Source organism: Nonomuraea sp. NPDC001699 (assembly GCF_053596455.1).
The window spans coordinates 84,604-99,583 of record NZ_JBSFGF010000032.1; the positions used below are offsets into that span (position 1 = coordinate 84,604).

Annotated in this window: 15 protein-coding genes; 7 read left to right on the top strand and 8 right to left on the bottom strand. The window is 73.3% G+C overall.

Annotated features, from left to right (window positions below):
• Window position 1: 1 nt before the first annotated feature.
• Window positions 2-709: a spheroidene monooxygenase gene (locus ACWCSU_RS47760; RefSeq protein WP_449943144.1), complete on the bottom strand. Its 708-nt coding sequence runs from the start codon at window positions 707-709 to the stop codon at window positions 2-4.
• Between ACWCSU_RS47760 and ACWCSU_RS47765 the strand changes: the two genes are divergently transcribed.
• Window positions 681-1,277 (top strand): glycerol-3-phosphate acyltransferase, encoded by a 597-nt coding sequence (locus ACWCSU_RS47765; RefSeq protein ID WP_357705585.1) that lies wholly within the window; start codon window positions 681-683, stop codon window positions 1,275-1,277. The two genes, ACWCSU_RS47760 and ACWCSU_RS47765, sit on opposite strands and share 29 nt — an antisense overlap.
• Here ACWCSU_RS47765 and ACWCSU_RS47770 read toward each other — a convergent pair.
• Genes ACWCSU_RS47770 through ACWCSU_RS47780 form a run of 3 tightly spaced genes read right to left on the bottom strand, consistent with a single transcriptional unit; the run spans window position 1,228 to window position 4,579 of the window.
• Window positions 1,228-2,385, bottom strand: a complete 1,158-nt coding sequence (locus ACWCSU_RS47770) for a glycosyltransferase (protein WP_449943148.1) — start codon at window positions 2,383-2,385, stop codon at window positions 1,228-1,230. The genes ACWCSU_RS47765 and ACWCSU_RS47770 overlap by 50 nt on opposite strands.
• The gene (locus tag ACWCSU_RS47775; RefSeq protein ID WP_449943150.1) at window positions 2,382-3,821 is read right to left on the bottom strand and encodes a phytoene desaturase family protein; all 1,440 of its coding nucleotides are present in this window, start codon (window positions 3,819-3,821) and stop codon (window positions 2,382-2,384) included. Before ACWCSU_RS47775 ends, ACWCSU_RS47770 begins: the two co-directional genes overlap by 4 nt.
• Complete coding sequence (locus ACWCSU_RS47780) at window positions 3,803-4,579, bottom strand: carotenoid biosynthesis protein (protein ID WP_357705582.1); 777 nt, start codon at window positions 4,577-4,579, stop codon at window positions 3,803-3,805. The genes ACWCSU_RS47775 and ACWCSU_RS47780 overlap by 19 nt, the downstream gene beginning before the upstream one ends.
• A gap of 131 nt (window positions 4,580-4,710) precedes the next feature.
• Here ACWCSU_RS47780 and ACWCSU_RS47785 point away from each other — a divergent pair, with 131 nt between their 5' ends.
• Window positions 4,711-6,852, top strand: coding sequence for an NACHT domain-containing protein (locus ACWCSU_RS47785; RefSeq protein ID WP_449943153.1), 2,142 nt, complete (start codon window positions 4,711-4,713; stop codon window positions 6,850-6,852).
• A gap of 72 nt (window positions 6,853-6,924) precedes the next feature.
• Window positions 6,925-7,062, top strand: coding sequence for a hypothetical protein (locus tag ACWCSU_RS47790; protein WP_449943155.1), 138 nt, complete (start codon window positions 6,925-6,927; stop codon window positions 7,060-7,062).
• On the opposite strand, the gene ACWCSU_RS47795 is transcribed toward ACWCSU_RS47790, so the two are convergent.
• Entirely contained in the window at window positions 7,057-7,554 is a 498-nt protein-coding gene (locus ACWCSU_RS47795) for a potassium channel family protein (protein WP_449943158.1), read from the bottom strand. The two genes, ACWCSU_RS47790 and ACWCSU_RS47795, sit on opposite strands and share 6 nt — an antisense overlap.
• A 141-nt stretch (window positions 7,555-7,695) precedes the next feature.
• Between ACWCSU_RS47795 and ACWCSU_RS47800 the strand changes: the two genes are divergently transcribed.
• Window positions 7,696-9,510: an alkyl/aryl-sulfatase gene (locus tag ACWCSU_RS47800; RefSeq protein WP_449943161.1), complete on the top strand. Its 1,815-nt coding sequence runs from the start codon at window positions 7,696-7,698 to the stop codon at window positions 9,508-9,510.
• A gap of 26 nt (window positions 9,511-9,536) precedes the next feature.
• Window positions 9,537-10,034, top strand: coding sequence for a DUF1269 domain-containing protein (locus ACWCSU_RS47805; protein ID WP_357705577.1), 498 nt, complete (start codon window positions 9,537-9,539; stop codon window positions 10,032-10,034).
• A gap of 22 nt (window positions 10,035-10,056) precedes the next feature.
• Here ACWCSU_RS47805 and ACWCSU_RS47810 read toward each other — a convergent pair whose 3' ends face one another.
• Together ACWCSU_RS47810 and ACWCSU_RS47815 are read right to left on the bottom strand one after the other, a co-directional pair.
• The gene (locus tag ACWCSU_RS47810; RefSeq protein WP_357705576.1) at window positions 10,057-10,680 is read right to left on the bottom strand and encodes a response regulator transcription factor; all 624 of its coding nucleotides are present in this window, start codon (window positions 10,678-10,680) and stop codon (window positions 10,057-10,059) included.
• Window positions 10,677-11,861: a sensor histidine kinase gene (locus ACWCSU_RS47815; RefSeq protein WP_449943166.1), complete on the bottom strand. Its 1,185-nt coding sequence runs from the start codon at window positions 11,859-11,861 to the stop codon at window positions 10,677-10,679. Before ACWCSU_RS47815 ends, ACWCSU_RS47810 begins: the two co-directional genes overlap by 4 nt.
• Window positions 11,862-12,008: 147 nt before the next feature.
• On the opposite strand from ACWCSU_RS47815, the gene ACWCSU_RS47820 reads away from it, so the two are divergent.
• Complete coding sequence (locus tag ACWCSU_RS47820; protein WP_357705710.1) at window positions 12,009-13,076, top strand: ABC transporter permease; 1,068 nt, start codon at window positions 12,009-12,011, stop codon at window positions 13,074-13,076.
• On the top strand, window positions 13,073-13,774 hold the full coding sequence (locus ACWCSU_RS47825) for an ABC transporter ATP-binding protein (protein ID WP_449943169.1): 702 nt from the start codon (window positions 13,073-13,075) through the stop codon (window positions 13,772-13,774). The genes ACWCSU_RS47820 and ACWCSU_RS47825 overlap by 4 nt, the downstream gene beginning before the upstream one ends.
• Here the strand turns inward: ACWCSU_RS47825 and ACWCSU_RS47830 are convergent.
• Window positions 13,758-14,507, bottom strand: coding sequence for a hemerythrin domain-containing protein (locus ACWCSU_RS47830; RefSeq protein WP_449943172.1), 750 nt, complete (start codon window positions 14,505-14,507; stop codon window positions 13,758-13,760). The two genes, ACWCSU_RS47825 and ACWCSU_RS47830, sit on opposite strands and share 17 nt — an antisense overlap.
• Between the last annotated feature and the right edge of the window lie 473 nt (window positions 14,508-14,980).

The following is a 14,980-nucleotide window of genomic DNA, read 5'->3' on the forward strand; positions in this document are numbered from 1 at the left end:
GTCAGCCCAGCGGGTCGCGCCCGTCCCAGCTGCCCTCGCCGGCATAGGGGACGAAGCGGGCGAACAGCTCTTCGGCGTACCAGTCGTGTGCCCGTACGCGCTCGATGACCTGCCGGTGGGCCTGCCCCTGGTAGGCGAAGGCCCGTACGGCCCGCCGGTCGCGCCACAGCGAGAAGGTGGCCTGCCGGGCGAGCGGCCACTCCCCCATGCCGACCGAGGCCAGGCAGCCCTCCTGCCGCCGCAGCAGCTCCTCGACCGGCGGGACCGACCGGTAGAAGGCGACCAGGCGGCCGGGCCGGATCGACGCCCTGGTCAGCACCGCCACCGGACCGGGTCCGCCGTCGTCGCGGGCCGTGAGGCCGCCGAACGGGTCGCGACCGGCCCAGGCGCCGCGCGAGGCCAGCGGCGCCAGCCGGGTCTGCCAGTACTCCGACGCCTCCGCCCGCCAGCGATCGGCGATCGGCGAGCGGCGCAGGAACTCCTCCAGGTCGTCCTCCCCACGCCAGACGGCGAACAGCGCCCAGCGCCGCAGGTCGGCCCCCAGCGACATCGAGCGGCCGCTGCCGGTGCCGAGCAGTTTCCAGAACCGCAGGCCCCCGGCGCGACGCAGCAGCGGCCGGTCGAAGGCCATGTGCTTCATCGCCCCCCTGCCGCCGTACCGGACGAGGTGGAACGACGCGATGGTTGAGGTGCTCGTGGCGGTCGTCATCGGCTACCTGCTGGGCTCGGTGCCGGTCGCGGTCCTGGCGGGGCGGGCGCACGGCGTCGATCCGCGCCACGTCGGCGACCGCAACCCGGGGTACTGGAACGTCAAGGAGCAGCTCGGGCGGCGGGCGGGCGTGCCGGTCTTCGCGGGCGACACGCTGAAGGGCGCTCTGGCCGCGTTGGCGGGGCTCCTGGTCAGCGGCGGCCACACCGGCGCCTTCGGCGTGGTCACCGGGGCGAGCGTGGCGCCGGTGTACCTGGCCGTGGCGGCGTCCATGGCGGGGCACGCGTGGCCGTTGTTCGCCGCGTTCCGGGGCGGGCGTTGCGTGCTGACCTTCGCGGGCGGGGTCGCGGTCATCTGCCCGCCGGCGTTCGCGCTGGCCGTGGCGGCGCTGACCGTTGCGGCGCTGGTGACGCGGTCGTTCGCGGTGGGCGCGCGGCTGGCGGTGTTCGGGGTGCCGCTGCTGCAGCTGCTGTTCATGCCCGCCGAGCTGGTGGCGGCCACCGGTGCGCTGATGTGCCTCATCGGGCTCCGCTTCGGGCAGGCCGCGCTGGCCGGCCGCCGCCGCTGACCTCACCGTACGTGCGGCCGCCGCCGGTGACCTGGCCGTACGTGCGGCCGCGCCACCTGCGCACCGGCCGTACGGTGGCCTGTGTCAGCCGGAAGGCGGCCGCCGGGTCCAGCAGCGGCGACAGCAGCAGCCCCGCGCCCGGCCGCCGGTAGCTGCCCCGCAGCGCGGCCGTCAGCGACACCCGCAGGCCCAGCAGCGCCAGGTCCAGGCCGGTCGGGCGGCCCGCGGCCAGCCGCAGCACGGGCAGCGCCGCCGTCAGCCAGATCACCGCCAGGTCGGCCGCCTGCCATCCGGGGCCGGTCACGTCGGCCAGCGGCAGCGAACGTCCCCACTCGCGCCACAGCTCGCCCGCCGAGTCGTGCATGTCGACCTCCAGCAGGCCGCCGGCGTCCAGGAAGCCGACCGACCAGCCCCGTCCGGCCAGGCATCGGGCCAGCGCCACGTCGTCGGTCATCCGGTCGCGTACGAGTGCGAAGCCGTCCGTCTCGGTCATCCGGGCCCGGCGGAAGGCCATGCACTGGCCGTTGGCGAGGGCCCGGTGCGGCGGCGGGGGGCTCGGCGGGCCGACCGGGCCGAAGCGGTAGACGAGGGTCGCCAGCATCGAGGCGTGCAGGGCCTGCTCCAGCGGGCCGTCGCAGACGAAGCGGGGGCCGGCGCTGACCAGGTCGTACCGGTCCAGGGTGGCGGCCAGCGCCCCGAACAGGCCGGGCTCGGGCCGGACGTCGGCGTCCAGCGTGACCACCACGTCGGACCGGGCGGCGGCCACCCCCCGGCGCAGCGCCCACTGTTTGCCCACCCAGCCGGGCGGCAGCGGATCGGCGGGGACGACCACGGCGCCCAGGGACGCCGCCAGCCTCGCCGTGCCGTCCCGGGAGCCGTCGTCGACGACGATCACCTCGCGGACGGCGGGGGCGGCGAGAGCGGCGCGCAGGCACGGCCCGATCCTGGCCTCCTCGTTCCGCGCCGGGATCACCACGGACACCGGCTCGCCGGCGGCCGGACGCGGCAGGAGCGCGGGCAGCCGCCGCCGTCCCCGCGCGAGCCGCGCCACCACGACGGCCGCCGCCGCGACCTGCGCGACGGTGACCGCGACCCGGACCGGCCTCATCGGGAGCCGTCCGTGAGGTCCTGGGCCACCAGCTCGGCCACGATGCGGGCGCCCAGCGTCACCATCGGCAGACCTCCGCCCGGGTGGGCCGAGCCGCCCACCAGGTACAGCCCGCGTCTCGGCCCCCGGTTGCCCGGCCGGGCGAAGGACGCCAGCCTGCCGCGGTAGGCGCTGCCGTAGATCGCGCCGCCCCACGCGCCGTAACGATCCCGCAGGTCGGCGGGGGTGAGGACGTCGACGAAGCGCAGCCGCCCGGCCAGGTCGAAGCCGCGCCCGGCCAGCCGTTCCAGCACGAGGTCCCGGTACGCCTCGACCTCGATCCCCCATCGCGCCGGATCACGAGCGGGCACGTTGACCAGCATCGTCCAGTTCTCCGCCCCGTGCGGGGCCTGGGAGGCGTCGTCCACCGCCGAGCAGCCGAGGTAGACCGTCGGGTCGAGGGGCGGACGCCGCCGGTCGAAGATGTCGGCGAACTCCCGCTCGTAGTCGGCCGAGAACAGCACCGAGTGATGCGGCAGCCCCGGCGTGCGCCCCTCCACCCCGGCCAGCAGCAGGAACGCCGAGGACGAGGTCCCGAGCCGGGCGATCCGGCGCAGCCGCCGCCGGTCGGGGGACAGTCGTCCGTACAGGGCGGCGGCGTCGGTGTTGGCCACCACGACGTCGGCCCGCACCCGGCGCCCGCCCGCCAGCCGCACGCCGGTGACCCTGGAGTCGTCGGCCTCGACGTCGGTGACGGGCTCGGACAGGAAGATCTCCACTCCCGCGGCCTTCAGCAGCAGCGCCAGGTCGTCGGCCAGCCGGGCCAGCCCGCCGGGCGCGTACCAGACGCCCTGCCCGTGTTCCAGCGCCGGGACGCACCCCAGCGCGGCCGGCGCACGGTACGGGCTCGATCCCGCGTACGTGGCGTAGCGGCCGACGTACTGACGAAGCCGGGGGTCGCGGAAGTGGCGCCGCGCCAGCCCGGCCAGCGTGCGCGTGGGGGCCACCGCCGTCAGGTCCGACAGGCGCGGCCTGCCCTGCCGCCGGATCGGCGGCCCGGCGAACACGGTCCGCTCGGCCGCCCGCAGACAGCCCTGGGCCCAGTCGTGAAAGGCCGACCAGGCCCGTCCCTCCCCCGGCGCCAGCCGTTCCACCTCGGCGGCCATCCGCCGCGGATCGCGGTGGGCGTCCAGGACCGTGCCGTCGGCGAAGCGGTAGCGGCACAGCAGCGCCGGCTCGATCAGTTCGCGGTCGAGCCCCAGGTCGCGCAGCACGCGCGGCATCGTGAGCAGCGACGGGCCGAGGGAGAAGGTGAAGCCGTCACGCCGATGTTCGGCCAGCTTGCCGCCCAATCGCGGCGACTGCTCGTACAGCCGCACCTCGTGCCCCTGGCGGGCCAGCAGCAGCGCGCACGCCATGCCGCCCACCCCGCCGCCGATCACCGTGACTTCGGCCATGACCGCCTCCAGGCCGGCGCGGCGAACGCGCCCATCGTGATCCCTCCGGCGGCGGCGACCAGGAGGTCGGGCGGCTCGAACACCGCCGCGAAGCCCACCGTCTCCATCACCGCCATGACCGTGTAGAGCGCCAGCAGCCCGCGCGCCGGCCCGGTGGCGCGGGCGATCCGCCCGACGACCACCATGACCAGCGCCGACACCAACAGCCAGCCCGCGAAGTTGCTCAGCGGCACGCCGCGGTAGAAGCCCTCCCGCGCCCACGTCCACAACCCGAGCCGGACCATCTGGGGGTCGAGGAACAGGTCCCACGCCGTCAGCGCGCCCGCGCCCGCGCACACCCGGGCCGGCCCGCCGGACGGCACGACCGCGACCGCCACCGCGTAGGCCGCCAGCCCCATGCCGCCCCACGCCAGCACCACCGGCACGGGGACACCGGCCACCTGCGGCCGCAGCGCCTCGCTGTAGCTGTAGGAGCCGAACGGGAACCCGGTCAGCAGCCCGGCCAGTTCGGCCGCGTACCCGGTCAGCGCCGCTCCGGCGAAGGCGGCCGCCGCCCTGGCCGCCCCCCAGGCGTCCGCGGCGAAGGCCACGGCGCACGTCGCCAGCAGGGCGACGATCACCGCGGTGAGCCGTCCGGGCTGCGAGTCCAGCCCTGACGCCACCTGGCAGCCGACCATGGCCAGCGCCGACAGCACGCCGAGCGCGCGGGCCGGCCGCAGGGCCGCACCCGTCACCTGCCGGCCTGGTGTGCGTTCCACATACCTGTGTTTCGCAGGTGCCGGGTCAGGGGTTGCACGTCCCGAGCCGGATCGCGAGCCGGTACGGGACGAAGCGGGTTCTTTGCGCCTTTCCCCGCACACGTCAGGGGCGGGCTTGACATGCTAGGACCGTGAGGCGGCGTACGAAGGCATGGTGGTTCCGGGCGGGCGTGGCGATCGGGATGGTCATGCTGACCGCCGCCGCGCTGCGGTTGTGGACGCGGTATCCCGGCGACGTCGACCCGGTCGGCGGAGGGTTCGCGCTCGTCGGGACCGTCCTCGCCGTGATCTCCTGGTGGCAGGCGCAGCGCGTGGCCGACACCGACGTACAGGCGGCCGGGATCCTGCTGGCCCGGCGGGTGCTGACCGAGGAGCGGGCCCAGCGGGCCCAGTTGCTGGGCGGCAAGGGCAGCGACGTCGTCATCGACGTCGACTTCTTCTTCCGCCCCACCGGCGGTTCCGTCTCCGCCCCGCCGTCCGGCACCCTGACGCAGGTGGCCGACTACTTCCGCGGCCTGCGGGAGCCGCGACGGTTCGTGATCGCCGGAGTGGCGGGGTCGGGCAAGACCGTCCTCGCGATCGAGTTGGTCCTCAAGCTGCTCGCCGGCAGGCAGCCCGACGACCGCGTCCCGGTGCGGATCTCCGCGACGAGCATCGACCCGGACGTGCCGGTGAGAACCATGCTCGCCCGGCACCTGACGGCGACGTACGGTCTGAAGCCGGTGATGGCGCACACGCTCGTGGCGGCGGAGAAGATCCTGCCCGTCGTCGACGGGCTGGACGAGGTGGACGAGACCGACGAGCCGGGCTACGGGTCGCGGGCCGCCCGGGTGCTGCGCGCGCTGGAGGACTACGAGCACGGGCCGGACCGTTGCAGCCTGATCGTGACCTGCCGTACCGGCCAGTACGACGCCCTGGTCGCCGACCGGGCCGTCCCCCGCGGCGTCGTCCGGGTCGACGTGGGGACGGTGACCAGCGACAAGGCCTGGCGTTTCATCCAGGCCGTCACCGACCAGGAGGACCCGGACCGCTGGCGGCCGGTGCTGGACGCGCTGACCCGCGACGGCCACGTCCTGGCCGACGCGCTCGGCACGCCGTGGCGGCTGACCCTGGCGGTCAGCGTCTACGAGGAACGCGACCCGCTCACCGGCCGCTACGTGCGCTCCCCCGAGGTGCTCACGGAGTTCGCCGACCAGTCGTCCGTGCGGGAGCACCTTCTCGGCCTGTTCATCCCCGCCCGCCTGGCCGCAGCGGCCCCGGCGGGGAAGGGGCCCACCGCCGAGCGGACGCATGCCTGGCTGGCCGTCCTGGCCGGTTATCTGCGCGGGAACGCGGGCCGGCCGCCGTTCCACGGACGCGTGCTGTCCGGCACCGACCTGGTGCTGCACCAGTTGTGGCCGCTGGCGGGTGATCGTCCTCGGGTCGTCGGCGCGCTGGTGGCCCTGGCGACCTGCCTCCCCGGGGTCGGCGTCGTCGTCGCCCTGGCCGTCCTGGCGGTCTCGCAGGTGCACATCGTGGACGGCCGGCTGACGGGCGCGGCGGTGGGTGCGCTCATGCTTCTCCTGCTGCCCGGGGTGGTGGCGGTGGGCCTGCTGCTGGAACCGTTCAGGGCCTGGCGGGAGGTGTGGTCCACGGCGGACGAGGCCGGTTTCCGCCGGCTCCGCCGCGTAGGTGACCGCAGGAAGGCCGTGGTGGACGGCGTGCTCGCCGCCCTGGGCGGCTCCCTGGCGGGGGCGGCGGTGGTCATGGAGTTCGGCACCGCCCTTCCGCTGTGGGTGCCGGTCGTCTTCGGCCTCCTGTTCGGGATCGGCATGGCGACCGGGCGGGGCGGCGAGAACGGGGACGGCGGTTCCTGGGACGGCGCCGACCCCAGGGCGATCATCCGCGGCGACGTCGTCTCGACGCTGGTGGCGGCGCTCACCTTCGGTCCCGGATTCGGGTTCATCCTCGGGATCTGGTTCGCGGAGCTGCTGGACGGGCTGTCGGTCGCCACGGCGGCCACCGGGAGCGCGGTGTTCGGCATGTCCCTGGTGGCGTCCTGGTCGCCGCTGCTGGCGCGCCGCTACCTGGGGTTCCTGCTGTCCACGCGCGGGCGGCTGCCGTGGCGGCTGGGACGGTTCCTGCACCGGTGCTACGACGCGGGGCTGCTGCGGATCTCCGGGGTCGCCTACCAGTTCCGTCACCGCGAGCTCCAGGACTACCTGGCCGAGCATCCTTTACCACCAAAAAATGCGACAAACGACCAAATAAATGCACATACGGGGATAAGATGACCCAAGCCTTCCCTCTCCCCCGGAGAAGACGCCATGCAAAAGACTGTGCATATACGTCCCATTGACGACAGCGTGGGGCACGAGGAGTCCCCGGAGTGCGCCTGCGGCCCGGCCTCCCAGGAGGTCTACATCCAGGCGGACAAGCGGATCATCGGCACCATCTACCGCCACCACCCGCTGATCCCCTGCCAGGAATGGGAAGCCTCATGACCAGGGACGCGAGCGCCACACGCCGACGATGACCGCGAGCGCGGACGTCACGACGACCAGGTCGAAGATCACCTGCACGATGACCACCGCCTTCGCCCCCTGCCCCAAGGGGACGACGTCGCCGTACCCGACCGTGCCCAGGGTGATCACCGAGAAGTACAGGGCGTCCACCCGCGTGCGCAGCCCGTGGAACTGGTCGGCCATCAGGTAGTACAGCGCCGCGAAGAAGACCACCACCACGACGACGACGGTCAGCAACATCGCCAGTTGCTCGGCCAGGAACCGTCCGGGCCGCAGCGCGCGTTCCACCTGCCGCACCAGCAGCCAGGCCAGGATCATCACCCCGGCCAGGCAGGCCAGGGCGCGCAGCTCGGGCGACGCGCCCTGCGATCTTCCCGTCGGCAGCGGCACGGCGAAGTAGACACCGGTGATCACCGCGGCCGCGACCGCGCTGCGCGCCCATGCCAGCAGCCCGGCCCGAGAAGCACACATGTGATCAGCCTTCCTCGGCCGGGCGGCGTGCAACGCGGGCGAGGGTATGCAATCGGCCAAGGGTGAACGCCGCGTCCGGGCATGCTCTTTCTTGGGGTCCTCGTTGCCCTCATCGAAGACGGCCGAGGGCAGGACGGTCTCATGGCAGACCTTCCCTTCCAGGATCGGACGGACTTCGACCACGCCGATCGCGGCTTCATCGCCAAGCTGACCCCCGGCGTGGTCAAGTCGAGGAACGGCGAGGTCGTCTGGGACAACGACGCGTACGACTTCCTGGCCGGCGACTGCCCGGAGACCGCTCATCCGAGCCTGTGGCGCCAGGCGCAACTGTGCGCCAAGCAGGGCCTGTACGAGGTCACCGACGGCATCTACCAGGTGCGCGGCCTCGACCTGTCCAACATGACCCTCGTGGAGGGCGACACCGGCGTCGTCGTCATCGATCCGCTGGTCTCGGCCGAGTGCGCCGCCGCCGCGCTCGCGCTCTACCGCGACCACCGGGGCGACCGCCCGGTCACCGGGGTCGTCTACACCCACAGCCACGTCGACCACTTCGGCGGCGTACGCGGCGTCACCGACGGCGACGTGCCGATCCTGGCCCCGGCCCACTTCATGGAACACGCCGTAGCCGAGAACGTCTACGCCGGCACCGCCATGAACCGCCGCGCCCTCTACATGTACGGCCAGCTCCTCCCCCGGACCCCGGAGGGCCAGCTCGGCTGCGGGCTGGGCATGGGCACCTCGCAGGGCACCGTCTCCCTCATCCCGCCGAACGTGGACGTCACCCGCACCGGCCAGGAGGAGACGGTCGACGGCGTGCGCATCGTCTTCCAGCTCACCCCGGGCACCGAGGCCCCCGCCGAGATGAACTTCCTGTTCCCCGACCGCCGCGCCCTCTGCCTGGCCGAGAACGCCACCCACAACCTGCACAACATCCTCACGCTGCGCGGCGCGGTGGTCCGCGACGCCCGCGTCTGGGCCCGCTACCTGACCGAGGCCGTCGAGCTCTTCGCCGACCGGACCGACGTCGCCTTCGCCTCCCACCACTGGCCCACCTGGGGCAGGGACGACATCGTCACCTTCCTGTCCCAGCAGCGCGACCTGTACGCCTACCTGCACGACCAGACCCTCCGCCTGCTCAACCAGGGCCTGACCGGCGCCGAGATCGCCGAGGTCGTGCAGGTGCCGCCGGCTCTGGAGCAGGTCTGGCACACCCACGGCTACTACGGCTCGGTCAGCCACAACGTCAAGGCCATCTACCAGCGCTACCTGGGCTGGTTCGACGGCAACCCCGCCCACCTGTGGGAACACCCGCCCGTCGAGCAGGCCCGCCGCTACGTCGAGGCGTTCGGCGGCACCTCGGCCGTGGTGAGCCTGGCCGACCGCTACGTCAAGGAAGGCGACCTGCGCTTCGCCGCGACGCTGCTGAACCACGCCGTGTACGCCGACGAGAACGACGCCTCGGCCCGCAGGCTGCTGGCCCGCGTCTACACCCGCCTCGGCCAGGGCGCCGAGAACGCGACCTGGCGCAACTTCTACCTAACCGGCGCGGGCGAGCTGAAGGACGGCCCCTCGCCGGGCGCCACCAGCACCACCTCACCCGACATGCTCGGCGCGCTGTCCAGCGAGCAGCTCTTCGACTCCCTGGCCATCCGGGTGAACGGCCCCGCCGCCTGGAACGAGCGCTTCGCCATCGACTGGCACCTCACCGACCTGGACGAACGCCACCGGACCACGATGTCCAACGGCGTCCTCGTCCACCAGAAGTCGCCCTCGGGCGACGGAGCCGACCTGACGCTGCGGCTGAGCCGGCAGCGCCTGCTCGGCCTGCTCGCCGGTGACGGCGACGCCGAGCCGGAGCGGGGCGGGATCGACCATGACGGCGACCTGGCCGTCCTGCGCCGCCTGACCTCCGTGCTGGACCAGCCCAAGCCCGACTTCGCCATCGTCACGCCCTGAAACCGCGAACCGCAGGAGAAACCGCCATGAGCAACCTGATCGCCATCGCCTATCCCGACGTCCAGACCGCCATGTCCGTACGCGACCGCCTCGGGCAGATGCAGAAGGAGAACCTCATCAAGCTGGAGGACGCCGCCGTCGTCGAGCGCAGGCAGGACGGCAAGATCAAGCTGCACCAGGCCACCAGCCTGGCGGGCGCGGGCGCGGCCGGCGGCGCCCTGTGGGGCGGGCTCATCGGCCTGCTGTTCCTCATGCCGCTGCTCGGCATGGCGCTCGGCGCGGCGGGAGGAGCCGTCGGCGGCGCGCTGGCCGACACCGGTGTGAACGACGACTTCATGCGCGAGCTGGCCACCAAGCTCGAACCCGGCACCGCCGCCCTGTTCCTCCTGGTCGTCCAGAGCACCCCCGACAAGGTGATCCCGGAGATCGCCCAGTACGGCGGCCACATCCTGCAGACCTCGCTCAGCCACGAGCAGGAGGAGCAGCTGCGCGCCACCGCCCAGGCCGCCAGGGCCGGCGCGTAGCCCCGGCCCCGGCGGTTCCGGCTCAGGGGGAACGGATGAGGCCCCTCTTCGAGGCCGCGGCGACGGCCGCCGTGCGGGAGTCCACGTCCAGCTTGGTGTAGATGTGCGCCAGATGGGTCTTGACCGTGGTCTCGCTGAGGAACATCACCTTGCTGATCTGCCGGTTCGACAGGCCGGCGGCGACGTGCCCGAGGACCTCCAGCTCACGCGGGCTGAGCGTGGCGTCGGGAGCGCGGACCCGGCCCAGCAGGCGCGCGGCCACGCTCGGCGCCAGCGCGCCGGCCCCCGTGGCGGCCGACCGGACGGCGGCGTGCAGGTCCTCCGACGGGGCGTCCTTCAGCAGGTAGCCGGTCGCGCCCGACTCGATGGCGGCCACGATGTCGGCGTCGGTGTCGAACGTCGTGAGCACCAGGACCCGGGGGCCGTCCAGGGCCACGATCCGGCGGGTCGCCTCGCTGCCGTGCATGCCCGCCCCGAGCTGGAGGTCCATCAGCACGACGTCGGGGGCGAGCCTGGCGGCCAGTTCCACGCCCTCCTCGCCCGTGGCGGCCTCGCCGACCAGGTCGAAATCGGGCTGCCCGGCCAGCATGGCACGCAGGCCGGAGCGGACGACGGGATGGTCGTCCACCAGGACGATCCGGATCACGGCCCCTCCAGGGGCGGCAGCGGCAGGGTCGCCACGACGGCCGTGCCCTCGCCGGGGGCCGACTCCACGGTGAGGCTGCCGCCCAGGGCGCTCACCCGTTCGCGCATCGCGCGCAGGCCGAACCCGGCCGTACGTACGGGGTCGAACCCGCGGCCGTCGTCGTACACGTCCAGCACGACCACGTCGTCCAGGTACGTGAGGGTCACCCCTGCGTGACCGGCTCCGGAGTGGCGGCTGACGTTGCCCAGGGCGCCCTGGGCGATGCGCAGCAGCGTGGCGTCGTAGTCGGCGGGCAGCGGCGCCGGGGTGCCGGAGATCTCGAAGCGCGCCTGGATGGGCGTGCCCGCCACGGCCGAGTCGCCGGCCCTGCGCAGCGCCGCGGCCAGCGACGCGTGTTGCAGCGCCGGAGGAGCCAGGCCGCGGACGAAGTTCCTGGCCTCCTCCAGGTTCTCCTTGGCCGCGTCCGCCGCTTCGGCGATGCGGCGCTCGGCGGCCGGGAGGTCTTCCGCCAGGTCCCGCCGGGCCGCGCGCAGGAGCAGGATGATGCTGGACATGCCCTGGGCCAGCGTGTCGTGGATCTCCCTGGCCAGGCGTTCCCGCTCGGCCAGCCGTACGGCGTCGCCCTCCGCCTGGAGCAGCTTCCCCCGCGTGCGGACCAGGTCGTCGATCAGCAGGCGGCGCTCCTCGCTCTCGGCGTGCAGCGCCTTGTAGACCATGGCCATCAGCGTGGCCACCGCCGCGCCGATCGTCGGGCCGATGACCAGGGCGGCGGTCAGCCGGCCCTCGTGCCAGGCGGCGGCCAGGACGGCCGCCAGGGTCAGCGCCACCACGCCCGGCACCGCGACCGCCAGCGGCAGGAGGTGCAGGTAGGCGAAGAAGAGCGGGAAGGCCAGCCAGACGAACTGCGGTGCGGCCAGGGCGAGGCCCGCCCAGCCGGCCGTGGTCAGCACCAGCCAGATCCGGCCCAGCCGCAGGTGCGTCGGGCCGCCGAAGTGCGGCAGCCGCTCTTCGATCACGAGACCGGCCAGGTAGAGGACCCCGAGGAGCGCTCCGCCCAGCACCAGCGCGAACCGCCCCTTCCCGGCGACGCCGGCCAGCGCGACCACCAGGAGGATCGCGAACGTGCCGTGCACGGTCCAGCGGAGCAGCCGGAGGGCGGGCGGGAACGGATAGTCAGACATCTCTCACCAAGCGTATGCGACGGCCCCGCATCCCAAATCGTCCAAAAGAAGTATTCCGGGCGGACCGCATGCACGATGCGGGCGGGAACCGGACGCCCGCACGCTGGGAACGCCAATGTGACCTTCAACCGCAACGGGGGACGCGCCGTGTTCGTGGCGCTCAGAGACCTGCGCTTCGCAAAGGGACGGTTCGCCCTCATGGGCGCCGTCGTCTTCCTCATCACGCTCCTGGTGACCATGTTGTCCGGCCTGACCGCCGGGCTGGCGCGGGAGAACATCTCGGCCGTGGAGAGCCTGCCCGCCGGGCACCTCGTCTTCGCCGGGGGCGGGAAGCCCGCCTTCGCCGACAGCCGCGTCACCGACCAGACCTGGCAGGAGTGGCGGCGGGTGGCCGGCGACTCCGTCGAGAGGCTCGGCGTCTCCATGTCGAGACTCGGCTACGGCGACGATCGGAGCGCGGGGGTGGCGCTCTTCGGCGTCCAGCCGGGCGGTGCCCTGGCCCAGGGGCGGCCGGTGGACACGGGGAGGATCGTCCTGTCCGCCGCGCTCGCCGCCGACACCGGGGTGAAGACCGGCGACACGGTCCGGATCGCGGGCAAGGACTTCACCGTCTCCGGTGTCGGCGGCCAGGCGTCCTACAGCCACACGCCCGTCGTCTGGCTCGGCATCGGCGACTGGGAGCAGATGGGCCGCCAGGGCGGCGCCGACAGCGTAGCGACCGTCCTGGCGCTGCCCTCCAGCGGCACTGCCGGGCTGGAGGCGGCCGACGCCCGGATCGGCACCACGACGGTCCCGCTGTCCGAGGCCCCCGCCGCGATCGGCTCGTTCTCCTCCGAGAACGGGTCGCTCCAGCTGATGCGCGGCTTCCTGTTCGCGATCTCCGCCCTGGTCATCGGGGCCTTCTTCACCGTCTGGACGATCCAGCGGCGCGGCGACGTCGCCGTGCTCAAGGCGCTGGGCGCGAGCTCCGGCTACCTCCTGCGGGACGCGCTGGCCCAGGCGGTCATCGTGCTGCTGGTCGGCGCGGGCGTCGGGGGGCTGCTCGGGGCGGGTCTCGGGGCGCTGGCCGAGGGGACCGTCCCGTTCGTGCTGTCGGTGACGACCACCGTGGCGCCGGTGGCCGTGATGATCGTCCTCGGGGCGGCCGGAGCCGCGCTGGCCATCCGCAAGATCACCTCTGTCGACCCGCTGACCGCCCTGGGAGCCTCCCGATGACCCTCCAGCTCACCGACGTCGTCCTCACCTACCCCGACGGCGACCGTACGCTGACCGCGCTCGACCACGTCAGTCTGGCCGTCGGGCCGGGCGAGTTCACCGCGGTGGTCGGCCCGTCCGGCTCGGGCAAGTCCAGCCTGCTCGCCGTCGCCGCCACGCTGATCACGCCCGCGGCGGGCAGCGTGATCATCTCCGGGCAGGACGTCTCCAGCGCCGGGCAGGCGGTCCGCACCAGGGTCCGCCGCGACCACGTCGGCATCGTGTTCCAGCAGGCCAACCTGCTCCCCTCGCTGACCGCGCTCGACCAGCTCCTGGTGATGGCGCACCTGGCCGGCGAGTCCCCCCGCGACGCGGGCCCGCGGGCGCGGGACTTGCTGCTCGCCGTCGACCTGGGCGGCAAGGAGCACAAGCGCCCGCACCAGCTGTCCGGCGGCGAGCGCCAGCGCGTCAACATCGCCCGCGCGTTGATGAACTCCCCCGAGGTCCTGCTGGTGGACGAGCCGACCAGCGCGCTCGACCACGACCGGGGCGAGCGGATCGTCTCCCTGCTGGCCGACCTCACCAGGAAGAACGACCTGGCCACCGTCATGGTCACGCACGACCTGGCCACCCTGGCGAAGGTGGACACCGTCCTGGCCATGGACGACGGCAGGCTCGGTGCCCGGCCATGGTCAGCCGCGGTCAGCCGCGGGGTGTGAACTGGTTCAGGTCGTAGATGCCGAGCGCCTTCTCGATGTCGGCCACCTGCCCGACCACACCGGTGAACCCGGCCGGGCCGAAACGGCGGTGCTCCTCGTCCTCGAACGTCTCCGCCAGGTCGGCGAACCGCTCGGGCGGGATCACCTCCCGCATGGCCGGGAAGACCACGGTGTCCTCGCGGGCTTCGTGGGGCTCGTACATGCGGACGAAGGCGGTCAGGTCCGCGGCCAGGCCGCGACGGGCCATCTGGGAGGTGGGCCGGGCGGTGGCGCCCAGGATGCGGCCGGTCAGGACGCGTCCGCGCCGGTGCTGCAGGATCAGGACGGGGACGACGTCGGTGAGCTTGCCCGCCATGACCAGGGGCGGGAAGACGTACCGCTCTTCGAGCTGCTCGTGGTACTGCTCGATGAAGGTGCTGATGATGCCGGCCCCGGCGTGCAGGGGGCCCGCCGGCACCCGCTCGCCGGCCTCGATCCGCCGGACGCCCTCCCGGTAGATCAGCAGGACGCGTTTGAGCACTCCGTGCTCGCGCATGAGGTCTTCGGGCGGCGTGACCGGCACCTCCCGCTCCGGGCCGGGGGTGGGGGTGGCGGTCATGGCGCCGCGGGCCTGGAGCGTGGCGTCGCAGCCGGTCAGCGCCGCCGAGCCGCAGGCCAGGGCGACGGGCATGGTCAGCAGCTCGCGGCGGCGCACGCTCTGTGGCGTGCGGCCTTCGCGCTGTTCGTCCCTCATCGCCCGCCCCCGTTCCCCGGCCGTCCTCCCAGGTGCTGCCCGTCCGCCGGTGTTCCGACGCGAATGGCCCGGTAATCCTTCCCTCTGCACGACGACGACGGCGATGAAACGTTCACGCGTATCCCGGGCAACGGGCCGAAACTTTCCGCATGCCTGGTCCTGCATTCCTCTTCCGCACGGAGGCGTAGCGACCCGAAAGTTTTCATGTCGTTCTTGACAAGTTTCGGACCGATTCTCACACTGAGTCCTCAAGGCGATCTCCCTGTCAGATCGATGGTCCGGGGGCGCGTCCCGCCGTTCCATCCCTTGATTCGCATACGGAGGCTCAGGCATGAGCGTCAACGCCCCGTCCCCATCCGTCACCCGCCGGCGCCGCCAGGCACTGATCACCGGCGCGTTAGGCGCCCTCGGCCTGATCACCGCACTGGCGACGGCGATCCCGGCCGACGCCGCCGAGAGCACCCTCGGCGCGG